This is a genomic window from Methylobacterium sp. CM6246 (genome assembly GCF_054818005.1).
Map to the genome: position 1 here is coordinate 282,106 of NZ_JBTXKY010000003.1, position 14,948 is coordinate 297,053.

Annotated in this window: 14 protein-coding genes; 6 read left to right on the plus strand and 8 right to left on the minus strand. The window is 64.8% G+C overall.

The window, feature by feature from the left end:
- Nucleotides 1-272: 272 nt before the first annotated feature.
- From ACYQPG_RS31610 to ACYQPG_RS31625, 4 genes are all read right to left on the minus strand, one after another.
- Complete coding sequence (locus tag ACYQPG_RS31610; RefSeq protein ID WP_461232857.1) at nt 273-3,380, minus strand: efflux RND transporter permease subunit; 3,108 nt, start codon at nt 3,378-3,380, stop codon at nt 273-275.
- On the minus strand, nt 3,377-4,564 hold the full coding sequence (locus tag ACYQPG_RS31615; RefSeq protein WP_461232858.1) for an efflux RND transporter periplasmic adaptor subunit: 1,188 nt from the start codon (nt 4,562-4,564) through the stop codon (nt 3,377-3,379). Before ACYQPG_RS31615 ends, ACYQPG_RS31610 begins: the two co-directional genes overlap by 4 nt.
- A 71-nt stretch (nt 4,565-4,635) precedes the next feature.
- Complete coding sequence (locus ACYQPG_RS31620; protein WP_461232859.1) at nt 4,636-4,848, minus strand: hypothetical protein; 213 nt, start codon at nt 4,846-4,848, stop codon at nt 4,636-4,638.
- Nucleotides 4,849-4,857: 9 nt separating this feature from the next.
- A complete protein-coding gene (locus tag ACYQPG_RS31625; protein WP_461232860.1) occupies nt 4,858-5,637 on the minus strand; it encodes a hypothetical protein in 780 nt (259 codons plus the stop codon).
- Between the two features lie 164 nt (nt 5,638-5,801).
- On the opposite strand from ACYQPG_RS31625, the gene ACYQPG_RS31630 reads away from it, so the two are divergent.
- Nucleotides 5,802-6,617 (plus strand): MurR/RpiR family transcriptional regulator, encoded by an 816-nt coding sequence (locus tag ACYQPG_RS31630; protein WP_461232861.1) that lies wholly within the window; start codon nt 5,802-5,804, stop codon nt 6,615-6,617.
- A 325-nt stretch (nt 6,618-6,942) separates the two neighbouring features.
- Here the strand turns inward: ACYQPG_RS31630 and ACYQPG_RS31635 are convergent, their stop codons facing one another.
- Nucleotides 6,943-7,872 carry a GlxA family transcriptional regulator gene (locus tag ACYQPG_RS31635; RefSeq protein WP_461232919.1) on the minus strand — a complete coding sequence of 310 codons (930 nt, stop codon included), beginning with the start codon at nt 7,870-7,872 and terminating at the stop codon, nt 6,943-6,945.
- A gap of 176 nt (nt 7,873-8,048) precedes the next feature.
- Between ACYQPG_RS31635 and ACYQPG_RS31640 the strand changes: the two genes are divergently transcribed.
- Nucleotides 8,049-8,960, plus strand: coding sequence for an alpha/beta fold hydrolase (locus ACYQPG_RS31640; protein WP_461232862.1), 912 nt, complete (start codon nt 8,049-8,051; stop codon nt 8,958-8,960).
- 50 nt (nt 8,961-9,010) lie between these two features.
- Nucleotides 9,011-9,499, plus strand: a complete 489-nt coding sequence (locus tag ACYQPG_RS31645) for a DUF302 domain-containing protein (RefSeq protein WP_461232863.1) — start codon at nt 9,011-9,013, stop codon at nt 9,497-9,499.
- Nucleotides 9,500-9,564: 65 nt separating this feature from the next.
- On the opposite strand, the gene ACYQPG_RS31650 is transcribed toward ACYQPG_RS31645, so the two are convergent.
- The 3 genes from ACYQPG_RS31650 to ACYQPG_RS31660 form a co-directional block, all read right to left on the minus strand.
- A protein-coding gene (locus ACYQPG_RS31650; RefSeq protein ID WP_461232864.1) for an IS5 family transposase occupies nt 9,565-10,322 on the minus strand; the annotation gives its coding sequence in 2 pieces (ribosomal slippage) (nt 9,565-9,992 and nt 9,992-10,322; 759 coding nt in all).
- 293 nt (nt 10,323-10,615) lie between these two features.
- Nucleotides 10,616-11,431, minus strand: a complete 816-nt coding sequence (locus tag ACYQPG_RS31655) for a transglutaminase-like domain-containing protein (protein WP_461232865.1) — start codon at nt 11,429-11,431, stop codon at nt 10,616-10,618.
- Nucleotides 11,432-12,078: 647 nt separating this feature from the next.
- Nucleotides 12,079-12,339 (minus strand): hypothetical protein, encoded by a 261-nt coding sequence (locus ACYQPG_RS31660; RefSeq protein ID WP_461232866.1) that lies wholly within the window; start codon nt 12,337-12,339, stop codon nt 12,079-12,081.
- Between the two features lie 485 nt (nt 12,340-12,824).
- Between ACYQPG_RS31660 and ACYQPG_RS31665 the strand changes: the two genes are divergently transcribed.
- The 3 genes from ACYQPG_RS31665 to ACYQPG_RS31675 all read left to right on the plus strand — a co-directional run bounded on the left by ACYQPG_RS31665 (nt 12,825) and on the right by ACYQPG_RS31675 (nt 14,511).
- Nucleotides 12,825-13,064, plus strand: a complete 240-nt coding sequence (locus tag ACYQPG_RS31665) for a DUF6894 family protein (RefSeq protein WP_461232867.1) — start codon at nt 12,825-12,827, stop codon at nt 13,062-13,064.
- Nucleotides 13,065-13,197: 133 nt separating this feature from the next.
- Nucleotides 13,198-13,941, plus strand: a complete 744-nt coding sequence (locus ACYQPG_RS31670) for a Crp/Fnr family transcriptional regulator (RefSeq protein ID WP_461232868.1) — start codon at nt 13,198-13,200, stop codon at nt 13,939-13,941.
- Nucleotides 13,942-13,950: 9 nt separating this feature from the next.
- The gene (locus tag ACYQPG_RS31675) at nt 13,951-14,511 is read left to right on the plus strand and encodes a chemotaxis protein CheB (RefSeq protein WP_461232869.1); all 561 of its coding nucleotides are present in this window, start codon (nt 13,951-13,953) and stop codon (nt 14,509-14,511) included.
- Nucleotides 14,512-14,948: the final 437 nt, after the last annotated feature.

Sequence of the window (14,948 nt, forward strand, 5' to 3'; positions counted from 1 at the left end):
ACCCTTCTCAGACGTTCATACAGTCTATCTGGAACGGCGGGATCTGGCCGAAAGCAGCCCGTCCGCTTCGAGGCTCCGGGTGTGGGGAGCGGACTTTCGGTGCCGTCAGGATAAATTCCTGCCCGGATAGCGGGTAGCAGCATCTGCTACCCGGCGAAGTGGAAGTGCATCCTGGAGCGCATCCTCTGCCACTTGGCTCCTACGAAAGCACACCGAAATGCAGCGCGGTCAGCAAGCCGAGGCCGAACACAACCCGGCTAGGCGATGATGGCTCATCGCACTTCGGCGGCATGGGGCGGGCGGGCCGAAAGTCGCGGGGCGAGCATCGTGCTGAGCCTGTCCATGTAGAGGTAGACGACCGGCGTGGTGAACAGCGTCAGCACCTGACTGACCGCCAGGCCCCCGACGATGGCGTAACCGAGCGGCTGGCGGATCTCGGAGCCGGTCCCGGTGCCCAGCATCAGCGGCACGCCGCCCAGCAGCGCGCACAGCGTCGTCATCAGGATTGGGCGGAAGCGCAGTAGGCAGGCCTCATGGATCGCCGCCTCGGGCGACTTACCGTCCTCACGCTCGGCAACGATAGCGACATCGACCAGCATGATGCCGTTCTTCTTGACGATGCCGATCAGCAGGATGATCCCGATGATGCCGATCATGTCGAGCGGTCGCCCGACCAGCATCAGCGTAGCGAGTGCCCCCAGCCCCGCCGAGGGCAGCGTCGAGAGAATGGTCAGCGGGTGGATGGTGCTCTCATAGAGCACGCCCAGGATCACGTAGACAGCAAACAGGGCCGCCAGGATCAGCGGCGGCGTCGAGCCGAGCGAGGTCTGGAAGGCCTGGGCGTTGCCCTGGAACGCAGTGGCGACAGAGGATGGCATATGCAGGTCGGCGGCCGCCTGCTGCACGGCCGCGACGGCGGCCCCGATGGTGGCCCCCGGCGCCAGGTTGAAGCTCAGCGTGACGGACGGGAACTGGCCCTGGTGGTTGATCACCGCCGGCATCGTGCCGGTCTCGACTTTTGCGATCTGGCTCAGGGGCACAGAGGTGTTGTCCTGTGAGCGGACGTAGATCCGCTGCAGGGCGTTGGGACCGAGCTGATAGTGCGGGTCCACTTCCAGTATGACGTAGTAGTAGTGCAGCGGCGCATAGATCCGCGCCACATGACGCTGCCCGAACGCATCGTAGAGGGTGTTGTCGACGGTGGCCGGGTCGATGCCGAGGCGCGCAGCGGCCGTGCGGTCCACGACAACATCGAGCATGCGCGCCGACGATTGCTGGTCGCTAGCGACCGCGGTCAGCTCGGGCGACTTCCGCAGCGCGTCGAGCAGCCTGGGGCCGTAATGGTTGAGCTCTTCCAGGTCGATGTCGGTCATCGTGAACTGGTACTGCGTCTTCGAGACAATGGCGCCGATGGTGATGTCCTGGGCGGCCTGCATGTAGACCTTCATGCCCTGGACCTGATCGAGCGCTTTCGAGAGCCGCCCGATGACCTGCTCGGCGGTGACGTTTCGCTGCTCGCTGGGCTTGAGGCTGATAAACACGCGGCCGTTGTTCTCGGTCACGGTCGGGCCGCCCGGGCCGATATATCCGGCCACGTCGGCCACAGCCGGGTCCTTGGTGATTATCCCCAGGATGGCCTGTTGGCGTTGCTTCATCCCCTCGGGCGAGACGTCCTGCGCCGCCTCGCTGACACCGATGATCAGACCCGTGTCCTGCTGCGGGAAGAAGCCCTTGGGAATGGTCCAGAACAGGTAGCCCGTCAGAGCCACAGTGCCGAAGAAGGTCAACAGGGTGAGGAAGCGGTGGCGCAGGGCGACCCTGAGACCGTCATCGTAGCGTGCGGTCAGCCATTCGAAGAAGCTGTCCAGCCCGCGCGAGACCCGCCCGGGCGGCTTGGCCTCGTGACCCGGCAAGAGCCTCGCGCACATCATCGGCGTGAGCGTCAGCGAGACGACCACCGACACGAGGATCGAGACCGCCACGGTCACCGCGAACTCGCGGAACATCAGCCCGACGACACCGCCCATCAGGAACAGGGGGATGAAGACCGCGACCAGGGAGATGGAGATCGACAGGATTGTGAAGCCGATCTCGCCGGCCCCCTCGAGCGCTGCCTGCAGCGGCGTGGCGCCAGCCTCGATGTGGCGGACGATGTTCTCGACCATGACGATGGCGTCGTCGACCACGAAGCCGATGGCGATGGTGAGCGCCATGAGCGATAGATTGTCGAGGCTGTAGCCCAGCACGTACATCACCGCGAAGGTACCGATCAGCGATATCGGCACCGACACGGCGGGGATCACGGTCGCCCAGAGCCTGCGCAGGAACAGCGCGATCACGCCGACCACGAGCGCGATGGTCAGCAACAGGGTGAACTGCACGTCCGCGACGCTGGCCTGGATGGTCTGGGTCCGATCCGAGGCGATCTTCACGTCGATGCCAGGCGGCAGCGAGGCCCGGAGCTGCGGTAGCGCCTTCTTGATGGCCGCCACCGTCGATATGACGTTGGCCCCGGGCGCTCGCTGCACGGCCAGCGCCACGGCGGGCTGCTCGCCGACCCAGCCCGCCAGGGTGACGTCCTGAGGCGCCTTGACCGCGCGGCCTATGTCGCGGACCCGGATCGGCGCGCCGTCACGGTAAGCGACGATGGCATCGTCGAAGCCGGCGGCGGTCATCAACTGGTCGTTGGTTTGAAGGGCCACAGCCTGCTGGCTGCCATAGAGCTGCCCCTTGGGCTGCAGCACCGTCAGATTGGCGAGCGCGTTGCGCACCGTCTCGAAGTCGAGGTTCTCGGCCGCGAGCTGGGCCGGATTGACCTGGATTCGGATGGCCGGGCTCTGCAGACCGCCGACGCCGACGAGGCCCACGCCCGGGATCTGCGAGATCTTCTGGGCCATGAGGGAGTAGGCGTAGTCGCTCACGGTCGTGATCGGGAACACGTCCGATGACATGGCGATCAGCAGGATCGGCACGTCGGCCGGGTTGGTCTTGCGGTAGGTGGGCGGGTTCAGGAGCGCCGCGGGCAACTGTCCTTGAGTCGCGTTGATCGCCGCCTGCACGTCGGAGGCGACCGAGTCGATGGTGCGGCTCCGGTCGAACTGCAGCGAGATCTGGGTGAAGCCCGTGCCGCTGCTCGACGTCATCTGGTTCAGCCCGGGAATCTGGCCGAACTGACGTTCGAGTTGGGTGGCCACCGACGAGGCGACGGTCTTCGGGTCGGCGCCTGGCAACTGCGCCGTGAGCTGTATGGTCGGCGAGTCGACGTTCGGGAGCGCGGCGACCGGCAGGAGGGTGTAGCTGATCGCGCCGAGCACCACGACCGCGAGCATGAGCAGGCCGGTGGCGACGGGCCGCCGGATGAAGCCGGAGGAGATGTTCATGGCAGCATCCCCGCCGTGGCCGTGGAGGTGTCGGGCACCTGGTCGGGCGTGGCGGGCGTGATCCGTACACCTGGCTTCAGCCGATACTGGCCCTGGACGACGACGGTCTCGCCGGTCTTCAGGCCCTCCGAGATCAGGGCTACGCCGCGGGTGCGCTGCCTGATCCTGACGAGCCGGACCGAGACCGTGTCGTCGGCTCCCACCACGTAGACGAACTGGCCCTTGTCGTTGAGCTGCAGGGCGTTGGTCGGCACCGTCAGCGCCGCCCGCTCGACGGACGTCGTCACCTCGACGTTCACGAAGCTGCCCGCCCAAAGCTGGCGCTCGGCGTTCGGGAAGATTGCCTTCAACTGCACGGTCCCTGACTTGGGATCGGCCTGGTTGTTGATGAGCAGCAGGGTGCCGGTATCGAGTTTCCTGTCGCCGGACTGGTCGTAGGCGGTCGCCGCGACCGGGCCGCGCGTCAGGGCGGACTGCACGGCCGCAATGTCGCCCGTCGGCAGGGTGAAGAGAACGCTGATCGGCTGGACCTGTGTCAGGACGACGATGCCGCCGGGGTCGGTCGGGTTGATGATGTTGCCGATGTCGACGCGACGGATGCCGGTCACGCCGTCGAATGGGGCGCGCAGCGTCGCAAAATCGAGTTCCGTCTGTGCGTAGTCGATGGCGGCCTGGTCACCCTTCAGGGCGCTCTCGGTCTGCGCGATCATCGCTCGCTCACTCACGACCTGCTGATCCGTGGCGAAGCCTTTTTGCAGGAGTGGCTCGTTGCGGGCGAGGTTGGTCTTCTGATTGGCGAGCAGCGCCTGATCCTTGGCGAGTTGGGCCTGCGCCTGTTCGAGGCGAGCCTGGTAGATGCGCGGGTCAATCCGAGCGAGCACGTCGCCGCGCCTGACGAAATGGCCTTCTTGGAAATCGGCGCTCTGAAGGTATCCGGTGACCTGGCTGCGGATGGTCGCGACGTTCAGGGCGTTCACCGTTCCGACGCCCCTTAGGGTCAGGGGCACGTCCTGGGTTTGGACCGCGCCCATCACCACGGGGACGGCCGCTAGCACTTCGGCGCGGGTGCCGACTGACGGCACCGGCGATGCGCCGTAGTAGGCGACGGCACCCCCGACTCCGCACAGGGCCAGAGCCAGGACGGCGATTTTGCCGCGACCGGGCCGGCGTGGGCCGCCCCGCATGAATTTGGGCTTCCCTAACGTGCTCTGGGACGTATCCGTTGGCTGATTCATCATGAGGGGTCGTTCGAGGGTCATCGGCTCGGGTCCGCGCAGCGGAAGACGCTTTCCAGGAGGATCCCACCGAGCCCGGCGAACAGCAGGACGGCGACGCAAGGGCTCGGCGGCAGGACGAAGTCGGAGAACAGCCACGCGAGGATGATCCAGCCAACGATGGAGGCTGCGAACCCGACGTCGTCGACGACCAAGCCGACGAGTTCACGAAGGATGGTCTTCAGGACGTTCATGGGCGGCGCCTAGCGGGTGGCCAAAATCGGGTCCGCAGATGCACGATGCCGACAGAGCCGGATGGCGAGCGCGGCGACGAGCAGGTATGCGAGCGTGAGCCCGAGGATCGACCAATCGCCGCCGGGCCACACCAATCGAAGACCTTCGCCAACCCAGAAAGTCCCGAAAGCGGCGAGCAGCACCCCGACCGAGAACTTCAGCATGTTCTCCGGCACCATGGCTAGCGGTCGGTGCAGAACGAGACCGAGTGCAACCACGACCAGGAGCGCCGCCGCGGCGCCGAGGCTGGCCGGGATCAGGAGGGCGACGCCACCCGCGCCCACGGCGATGACGATGAACACGACTTCTAGGCCTTCGAGCATGGTGATCTTGAAGGTCGTAGCGATAGCTATCGCGTCCCAGGTGCCACCGACGGGACCAGCCGAGAGCAGACGTCCGGCCTCCCGGGCATAGGCCGCGGTCTCGTCGTGGAGCGGGATCACGCCGGCCGCCCGCAAGATCGCCTTGCGCAGCCATCGCAGACCGAACAGCAGCAGCAATCCACCGACTGCGAGCTGGACGTCTTGGAGCGGGATGCGGGTCAAGAGGGAGCCGAATAGAAGCACGACCGCCAGAAGCGTGACCAGCGCAACGGCGGTGCCCGTTAAGGCACCCCGCCAGCCGCGTACGTCACCAATCGCCAGCACAACGGTCAGCGCCTCGACAAACTCGACGGCGGAAGCGAGGAATGCCGCGAGGCAGGTGGACCACGCGTGCATCCAGTCGATTGTCATCTCGAACGCCCCCATCGATAGGCCAAGGCCAAGCCGATTGCTGATTCACAGCATTGTAGCTATCACTACCGAGGTCAAGCTTCCTGATTGTAACGCTACATCCGTCGCAACAATCCGGGAACCAGCGGAGCAGGAGGGCGACGGTTGTGAAAGAGGAATTCGGCGCTCTGATTAGGCGCTTGACGCCGTCGCTCTCGCCGGCCGTGGCCCGCGTCGCGAATTATCTCGAGCAGAACCGCGCTGTCGCCGTGGCATGCTCGGCTTCTCAGATTGCGGCACAGCTCGGCACCTCGGACGCAACGGTCATCCGGGCCGTTCAGGCGCTCGGGTTCGATGGCTTGCCGGATCTCAGGCAGGCGCTGGCGGCAGGGCTCGACGACCGTAGGACACCCGCGACTGACATGGGTCGCACCCTCGCGGAGGTTGGGGACGACGCGGGTCAGGCCGTCGACGCGGTGCTAGAAGCCCATCGCGAGGGGATGGAGGCGCTCCGGACGGAAGCCGGGCGAGCCGCCGTCCTCGCCGCCATCACGGCCCTGCATCCAGCCGCACGCATCGGGGTGTTCGGGATCGGTCCCTCCGCGCACCTGGCCCGGTATCTCGCGTTCCAGCTGACACGTTCGGGCCGGCGCAGCTTTCTCCTCGACGCCACAGGGTGGGCCCTGGCCGATCAAATGCTCGGCCTGCAGGCCGGCGACGCAGTACTGCTGCTCGCCTATGGCCAGCCCTATCGCGAGGTTCAAGCCGTCATGGCCGAGGTTCGCCGCCTCGCCCTGCGCGTGGTCCTGGTGACCGACACGCAGGACAGCACCATCGCCCGGCAAGCAACGGTCGTGCTGCTGGCCCGGCGTGGACGCGCCAACCAGGTAGCGCTCCACGCCACAACGCTGATCGCACTGGAGGCAGTTATCCTCGGCCTTGCCGCGGCCAACCGGAACAATGCCCTTCAGCAATTGGCCAACCTCGACCGAATGAGGAAACTGATCGGCGCTTGACGGCTTCGCCCGAAGTCGTCCCCTCCGAGGCGGCGGTCGCAATCCAAGCGAACTCCCATATCTCTATTTTGCGTGCCGGAATCAGAGCGGCAGAAATTCACCCATCTGAGGCATATGGGGAAGCCTCTTGTGATGACTGAGGCTAGCCGAAAGCCGCCGGTCCGCTTCGGAGAAAGTCGGTCGTAAAACGGACAGGCTCCACCCGACCCGAGTTGGGCAAGCTCATTGGTATTGAAGCATCTCGCAAGCAGACGTCGTTCGTGAATCATCGAGATCGCACAGAATGAACATAGCGCCTACCGTACGAAGGCAGACGGCAGGGCAATCAATCGCAAGTAGGCGCCATCGCGGCGTCGGCTCCACCGAGGTGACGCGCGTTGCGCCGGATGACCTGGGGCGGCTGGCCGAATGCCCGAAGGAAGGCGCGCCGCATCCGCTCGCGGTCGGAAAATCCCGTCTCTCGTGCCACGGTGTCCAACGCGTGCCGGCCGTCCTCCAGCATCGTCCGGGCGGCCTCCAGGCGCAGGTTCTCGACCGCCTTGGCGGGTGACTGGCCGGTTTCCTCCCGGAAGACACGGCTGAACTGCCGCGGACCCAGACACGCGGCTTCCGCAAGTTCCTCAACGGAGAGTTCGTTCGTTAGGTTGCTGCGGGCGTAGGCCAGGACCTTCTGGACCCGGTCGGACCGCGGCTGAAGCTCCAGAAGAGCGGAGAACTGCGACTGGCCGCCCGTCCTACGGTGATAGACGACGAGCTTCTTCGCGATGCCCTTCGACATCTCGACTCCGAGATCGTCCTCGACTAGCGCGAGCGTGAGATCGATCCCGGCCGTCATGCCGGCCGAGGTCCAGACGTTGCCGTCCGAGATGAAGATCCGGTCGTCGTCCACCTTGATCGACGGATAGAGCCGCTGCAGGTCGCGTGCGTGAGCCCAATGGGTCGCCGCCCTCTTGCCATCGAGCAGGCCCGCCTCGGCCAGGAGAAACGCCCCTGTGCAGGTCGCGGCGACGCGACGGGCGGTGGCGGCGGTCTCGCGCAGCCGCTCGATCAAGCCAGGGGCCGATGGGCCGACCGTGATCGCGCCGACGACGACAAGCGTGTCGAAGCGCCGGCCTCCGAACGGCTCGGTGTCGGTGACCATCCCGATGGAGGTTCTGATCGGCCCGCCCTCTTCGGACAGAAACGTCACGTCGTAGAACGCGTGACCAACCTCCAGGTTGGCAATCTCGAACGCCGTCAGGGAAGCCAGATTCATCACCTGGAACCCGGGGAACAGGACGACACCAATGGACGGCACGGCGGACCTCAGCGTCGAATGTCCGAATAAGGTGGATCTTTGACATATGGGATATGCTGTCGGGCGTCTAGGTTCCATCACGACAGGCGGGGTCACCACCCTGTGCAGCCCCGCCGCTCAGGACCCCGACCGCCATGATCGCACGATCGCCCGTCAACGTCGGCAAGGACGCCGAAGGCTATACCCGCCGTTGGCTTCCGTCCGGCGAGATCGCCTACACGACCCTGAAGGACGGGACCCGCATACGGTACGTTCGCGTGGGCCAGGGACCGGACCTCGTTCTGACCCACACCGTGCGCACGCAGCTCGACCTGTTTCAACGTGTGATCCCGCTGCTTGCGCCGCACTTCACCGTCTACGCGCTGGACCTGCCAGGCTTCGGCTGGTCGGACCTGAAGCCGGACCATCCGAAGGACGAGCCCACCCTCCGGGCCGCCCTCAAGGCGTTCATCGCCAACCTCGGCATCGGGCGGCCGATCCTGGCGGGAGAGTCCATCGGGGCGACGCTGTCGCTCTCGCTCGCCGCGGAACTCGGGGACGCGGTCGAGCGGGTCTTCGCCTTCAACACCTACGATTACCTACCGGGCCTGGAGCGGTCGAACCTCCTTGCCTCAATCATCATCAAGAGCGTACGCGCGCCGGTGGTCGGCCCGGTCTTCGCGGCATTGGAGAACCGTACCATCACTGGCGGCATCATGAACGGCGGCTTTCATGACGCGAAAAGCCTGCCCCCGGACCTGTTGGACGAGTATGCTCGAGTCGGTGCTCGGGCCGACTACAGCAGAGCGTCGCGGACGCTTCTGAAGGCGCTTCCGAGCTTCGTTGCCGCTCGCGCCCGCTATCGTCTCATCACGGCGCCCGTCACGCTCGTTTGGGGCGACAAGGACTGGTCGACACGCCGGGATCGCACTGGCGTCGAGACGAGCGTTCCTTCGCCGAACGTCGTCACCCTGGAACGGACCGGGCATTTCAGCGCCCTGGAGCGCCCGCAAGCCTGGGCCGACCTTATCCTCGCGGCGACAGCGAAGGTCCGGGCGGTCTCCTGAGGCATGGCGGCTCGTTGCTCTCGTTCCATGCCATTGGCGGAGTTGAACCGATGAACGATCAAGGTGCTTCGACCCTCGTCACGGTTGAGCATGTGACGCTCCGCTCGACGAAGTCGTTCGAGACGGTCCGGAAGGCGCTGGAAGCGGCGGTGCCTCCCCTCGACCATGCCTATGCAAAGCTTTTGCTGGACGGGAAGGTCGATAAGGCGCGCGACCTCCTTGAACGCCAGGCGCCGCTCTCGATTTTCGGCGCGCGGGATCACGGTGGCTTGCTGCGCACGGCCACCCTGACCCGCAAGGCCATCCAGTACGATATCGGCAATCCGCTCACGGCCAGTCGGATGACCCGGCACGTTCTGGCGGCGGCCTTGTACGCCCCGATCCGGGTGCTCCTGCGCGAAGATACCGAGGGCAATGTCGCGTTCGAGTACGACCGCCCGGCCACAACCTTCGGCCAGTTCGGAAACCCGGAAGTCGATCGCGTCGCGCGTGACCTGGATGCGCAACTCCGGACCACGCTCGCTGCAGCTGCCGGCTGAACAAGAGCAGTGCTGTCGCGATGTTTGCTTTTTTGGCTCGGCTGCTTGCTAGGGTCTGGACTCGATCAGCACCAGAAGGCGATGACGGCGGCCAGGGCTACGGCTGATGCGTAGTTGCGGGCGAGCTTGTCGTAGCGGGTGGCGATGCGGTGGGAGTCCTTGAGGCGGTTGAAGGTCGCCTCGATCCGCCAGCGTTCGCGGTAGCGGCGCTTGTCGTGGCGGATCCTCTTCTTCCGACCGCGCTTTCCCGGGATAATCAGCGTGATGCCCTCCGCGCGCAGGTCAGCGCGCAGCCAGTCGGCGTCGTAGCCCTTGTCGGCGGCCAGGCGCCGGATCCGGCCGGGTGCCTGGGCCAGCACGGCTGGAGCTGTGGTGACATCGCTGGCGTTGCCGGGCGTCAGCAGGAGGACGCCGGGCCGGCCGAGGACGTCGGTGAGGGCGTGGATCTTGGTCGTCTGGCCGCCGCGCGACGGGCCGATGGCTTGCGCACGCGCCCCCCTTTACCGCCGTGGGCCGAACGGTGCGCCCGCACGTAGGTGCTGTCGATGGCCGTCGCCTCGCCCGACCATCCGGCTTGGGCCATCGCCGCCAGCATGGCCTTCCAGAAGCCGCGCCGGGACCAACGGTTGAAGCGGTTGTAGACGGTCGTGCGAGGCCCATACGCGGCCGGGCAGTCGCGCCAGCGGCAGCCGGAGGTGAGCACGTGCAGGATGCCGGAGATGATCTGCCGGTCGTCCTTGCGCGCCGGTCCGGGCTGATCCTTCGGCATGAACGGTTCGATCACCGCCCACTGCGCATCCGAGAGCCAGAACAGCTCCGCCATCGCCGCCTCCGTGCTGCACGCGGCGGTCCTGAATCACGAAAGCGCAAAGCTCGTAAGAGCTTGGTGCGGTTCACACCCGAAGGGGCAACACCCTGTCGGGCAGGCCAGTCTTGGACCGGCCAGGGGAAGCGGCTCGCGGCTTATCTCGGACTGAACCACAATACCTTCGTGTTTGGCGAGTGCCTGGGCGCTCACACCGGTTGCGGTCCTTGCGCCAAGCACTGCCGCACGGCGCCGACCTCTTGCCGACTACGGAAGGGGTTGCCGCCTACAGCGACACGTAAGAAAACCATTCAGAGTAGGGGTGGTGCTTCTTCGGTCGTCACATGAAACCCGGTAAGATTATTTGCTCCAAAAGTGAGCGTCAGCGGCACATCCGCTGCGTCGCGACCATAGGAGATTAGGATCCGGCCAATCCGCGAACTGTTGTTGCGTGGATCGAAGGTGTGCCAGCGCCCTCCCAGATACACTTCCATCCAGGCGGCGAAATCGCCTGGCGCATGCGGTAGGGGCAGGCCGATGTCGCTGACATAACCGTTGCAGTAACGTGTCGGGATATTGAGGCAGCGGCAGAAGGTAATCGCGAGATGCGCGTAGTCGCGGCAGACGCCTTGCTGCTCTTCGAAGACGTCAAATGCAGTCCGGGTCGCTCGTGCATGCTCGTACCCAAAGGTGATGCGATCATGCACGTAGTCGCAGATCGCCTGCACTCGGCCCCATCCAGGCGGGATATGGCCGAACAAGTCCCAAGCGATGGACGAAAGGCGATCGGTCTCGCAGTAACGACTCCCGAGGAGAAACAGCACTGTGTCAGAAGGCAGTTTCTCGACCACAATTTCCTTAGCGTCAGCCTCTTGCGTATCCCCGCTGCCGTGACCCCGCACGGTCGTATCGGTCTTCAGGGTGAAGCGCCCTGCTGGTGCAACCATTCGATTGCACCAGTTCCCAAAGCTGTCGCGATAGCCTTCCAAGGGAACTGCGGGACTCGTGATTAGATAGTCAGGCCGCTCAAGATCGGAGAAGCGGGATGCGTGGACGTTAAGGGTTGCAATAACGGGGGTTGGCTGCGGAAACTCGTAGGTCATCTCGCAGCCGACAAGAATGCGCATGGGGCTCGGTCCTTGAAGGGGCATCAAAATCAACGTCGGTACCGCCGACACCGCAAGCTTCGGACCGCATCGCTATGCGACCTGGCTGCCTCGATCACAATGACAACGCGAGGAGCGAACTTAGGCGTGTCGGCCTGCTGCGATCGGAGCAAAAAGTTCCGTGCGTGCGGATTTCTTGGCATGCCCACCGGCTAAGGCCAAGGCAGATAAGCTGGCCTTGCTTCGATCCCGCATCTTTGAAGTTCGGCGCGCCCGGTCGGCCTCATACAGTACCGGCTACACGGCACGTCAACGTGCAGCAGGGGTGCCTAGAAGCGGACGTCGAGACAGCTTACTCTAAACGACTGAAATTTGCCGAGAGCAGCATGTCCGCTTCGGAGATGTTCGGCCGGAAAAGCGGATGGGCTCCAACCGACCCAACTCGGTCGCATGGATCGCCATGTGCGCTTCCTGAAAGCGGCCATTGGTCTGCTAACTGGAAACTTCGTTTCGGGGTGGCGAGCTGCCACAACTAAGGGTCATCGCGTCCGGCTTATAATTAGCGCATAAGGAACCATCACTGGCTTCGGTCCCGGCCGCCTGTGGCTGAGAGCAGCGTGCGCTCCCGCCCTGATCACGCGGAGCACGTCATGTCTGACAGCAGACCTCTAGCCATCCTCATTGCGGAGGCTGACGAGCTCGTCCGTATGGTCACCGCCGACATGCTGGCGGATGTTGGCTTTCAGACCATAGAGGTGTGCACTGCCGCCGAGGCGCTGGCGGTGCTCCAAGGACCAGTCGCCGTGCGCATGCTGATCACGGGGCGGGCCATCGTGGGCGATGGTGTTGCCCTTGCCCACCTCGTTCACCACCGTTGGCCCGATGTCGGCATCATCGTCACCTCGGGGGCCGGGGTAGATCTTCAGCACGACTTGCCGCCAGGTACACGCCTGCTGAGCAAGCCGTACGCCTTCGCAGACCTCATCCAAGAGGTGGAAGCTGGCCTTATACAGGCGCAGAAGGAGCCCTCACCCGCTCCCATGCTGCCGAGCGGAGTGCCGCCTCACAGGGGAGTTGATCTAGGCAACGGCGTGGGGGGCACTGCCGCTCCCTCAACCGAGCCGGACAAGACGTAAACCCTGCATACACGACGGCCAATCCGGATTGCTCGCCTCATCGAGGCCGGCCAAGGTCCGTCGAGGAGGCCCTAGGGGGGCTCTGGATGTCGGTTATCGAGGACGGCGCGCACGGCCATACGGCTCTTATGGGTCTTGAGCGGGTACGATGGCGGTGTCTGCTTGTGCCAACTCTCGCTCGGCAGCCGTCGCGCCCCAGCCAATTTGGACTTAGGTTTGTGACGACGGTGTCAAGCCATGTTGAAGCAGGATAGGGCAAGCGGTGCCAGCGTGCCTACATGCCCAGGTACTTCTTCGACATCTATGATGGTGGTTCAGCCCGCGACGACGAAGGGACCGAGCTGGAAGACCCCACCGCCGTCCGCCAGCACGTGTTACGCCTCTTGCCGGACATTGCTCGCGATGAGGTGCCCGAAGATGGCGACCGGCGGACCTTCTCGGTGGTCGTCACGGACGAGGATGGCAAATCCATCTACACCGCCACTCTCAACTACTCCGGCTTATGGCTGCTGCGCTGAGCCTGTGGGCAGGATCGCCGTTCGGGAGCGGAACTGCTCCATGTGAGTTTTCTCTGCATCATCGTCTGATCAGATCCAGGCATAGGTGACTGGGAGAGGCGTGCGCTTCCGCTGCTCGATAGAGGCGGGCGTGATGCTGACAACGACGGTTTATCCGCTCTCGGCGCTGGTAGCGCGGCTGTCCTGGGTCATGCCGCTCTCGGACGAGGCGCGGCGCGCCATCGAGGTGTTGCCGGCCACGGTGCAGGAGCTGGGGCCAAACACCGACCTCATCCATCCCGGGGACCGCTCCACGAGTTGCTGCCTCGTGCTCAGTGGCTGGATGGGAACCTTCAAGCTGCTGCCCCACGGCGAGCGTCAGTTCCTCGCCCTCCATATCGCGGGCGACATCCCCGATCTTCAAAGCCTGCATCTACCCGTCGTCGACCACGGCATCTGCGCCTTCACCCAGGTGACCGTCGCCTCGATCCCGTACGAGGCGATCCGCAACCTGATGATGCGACACCCCGATGCTGCGGCGGCACTCTGGCGCGAGGTGCTGGTGACCGCGTCGATCACGAACGAGTGGTTGATCGGGCTCGGCCGTCGTTCCGGTCCCAAACGTTTTGCGCACCTGTTGTGTGAGCTCTACGTCCGACAGAAGGCTGCGGGACTGGTCAAGGAAGAGGGGCTCTGCCCCCTGCCGCTCACGCAGGCGGTCCTGGCTGACATGCTCGGTCTGACCCCGGTGCACATCAACCGCATCCTGAAGGAGATGCGTGCCGAGCAGGTGATCCAGTGCAGACAGCGTACGCTGACGATCCTGGACTGGACGCGCCTGCGTAAGCTTGCCGAGTTCGATCCGCTCTACCTGCACTTGGACCGGCAGCTGACCTGAGCTTGGGAGATGGGCGCCATCGTCGTCATCGCTGCCTCAGCCGGCGGCCTCGATCCCATAGTGCGGATCATCACCGCGCTTCCGCCTAGCTGCCAAGCGTCCGTGTTCATCGTCAGCCACATCGGCGCGAACCGCAGCTACCTGCCAGACATCCTCGCCTCGCGTGGTCATCTCCCAGCGGCGTTCGCGCAGCATGGCGAGGTCATCAAGCGCAGCCGCATCTACGTGGCTCCGCCGGACCATCACCTGCGGCTGCGCTTCGGCCTGGTCCGCCTGAACCGAGGTCCGAAGGTTCACTTCACGCGACCAGCCGCCGATCCCCTGTTCGTCTCGGCAGCCGAAACCTACGGCCAGCGCGTCGTCGGGATCGTGCTCAGCGGTGGTGATAGTGACGGCGCCGAGGGTCTTCGCGCGATCAAGGCGCATGGTGGGCTCAGCTTGGTGCAGGAACCGGAAGAGGCCACGACGCCTGACATGCCCATAGCGGCGTTGATGCGCGATCACCCAGATGGATGCCTGACAGCCGATCAGCTTGCTGGGCGTGTCGCCGCCCACTGTGTTGGTTGCTGAACTCGAGCCTCGTCAAGAGCCTCGGAGCAGACGTTCCCAAAGCCCGCAATCGGTCTTGAGCGGGCTCGGCGGTGATGTCTGCTTCCATGCGTCGCCGCCCAAAGGCGGACAGGCAGAAATCCACCCATCACAGACGTTCATACAGGCTATCTTGAACGGCTTACACTGGCCGAAAGCAGCATGTCCGCTTCGGAGAAGTTTGGCCGGAACAGCTGAAGGGCTTCACCTGATCCGAGTTGGGCATGCTCATCGGTAGCCGAACAGCTCAGGCAATTTCCGTCGCTACCTGAACAACCGATCGGCCGGATGCCCCGGGATCGATCGGTTCCTCAGCCGTGAGCGGCATCCATACGCCCAACAGCCCCACGCGGCTTGGCTGGCGATTTGCTGGATGGGGGCGCCGCCGGCGCATCCGGCGTCGGCACACAATCGAGGTC

Excerpts from the sequence above, each read along its gene's own strand:
- ACYQPG_RS31675 (WP_461232869.1), top strand. The coding sequence starts at position 13,951 with ATGGGCGCCATCGTCGTCATCGCTGCCTCAGCCGGCGGCCTCGATCCC.
- ACYQPG_RS31625 (WP_461232860.1), bottom strand. The coding sequence starts at position 5,637 with ATGGGGGCGTTCGAGATGACAATCGACTGGATGCACGCGTGGTCCACC.
- ACYQPG_RS31610 (WP_461232857.1), bottom strand. The coding sequence starts at position 3,380 with ATGAACATCTCCTCCGGCTTCATCCGGCGGCCCGTCGCCACCGGCCTG.
- ACYQPG_RS31670 (WP_461232868.1), top strand. The coding sequence starts at position 13,198 with ATGCTGACAACGACGGTTTATCCGCTCTCGGCGCTGGTAGCGCGGCTG.
- ACYQPG_RS31635 (WP_461232919.1), bottom strand. The coding sequence starts at position 7,872 with ATGAATCTGGCTTCCCTGACGGCGTTCGAGATTGCCAACCTGGAGGTT.
- ACYQPG_RS31615 (WP_461232858.1), bottom strand. The coding sequence starts at position 4,564 with ATGCGGGGCGGCCCACGCCGGCCCGGTCGCGGCAAAATCGCCGTCCTG.
- ACYQPG_RS31645 (WP_461232863.1), top strand. The coding sequence starts at position 9,011 with ATGAACGATCAAGGTGCTTCGACCCTCGTCACGGTTGAGCATGTGACG.
- ACYQPG_RS31620 (WP_461232859.1), bottom strand. The coding sequence starts at position 4,848 with ATGAACGTCCTGAAGACCATCCTTCGTGAACTCGTCGGCTTGGTCGTC.
- ACYQPG_RS31655 (WP_461232865.1), bottom strand. The coding sequence starts at position 11,431 with ATGCGCATTCTTGTCGGCTGCGAGATGACCTACGAGTTTCCGCAGCCA.
- ACYQPG_RS31665 (WP_461232867.1), top strand. The coding sequence starts at position 12,825 with ATGCCCAGGTACTTCTTCGACATCTATGATGGTGGTTCAGCCCGCGAC.
- ACYQPG_RS31640 (WP_461232862.1), top strand. The coding sequence starts at position 8,049 with ATGATCGCACGATCGCCCGTCAACGTCGGCAAGGACGCCGAAGGCTAT.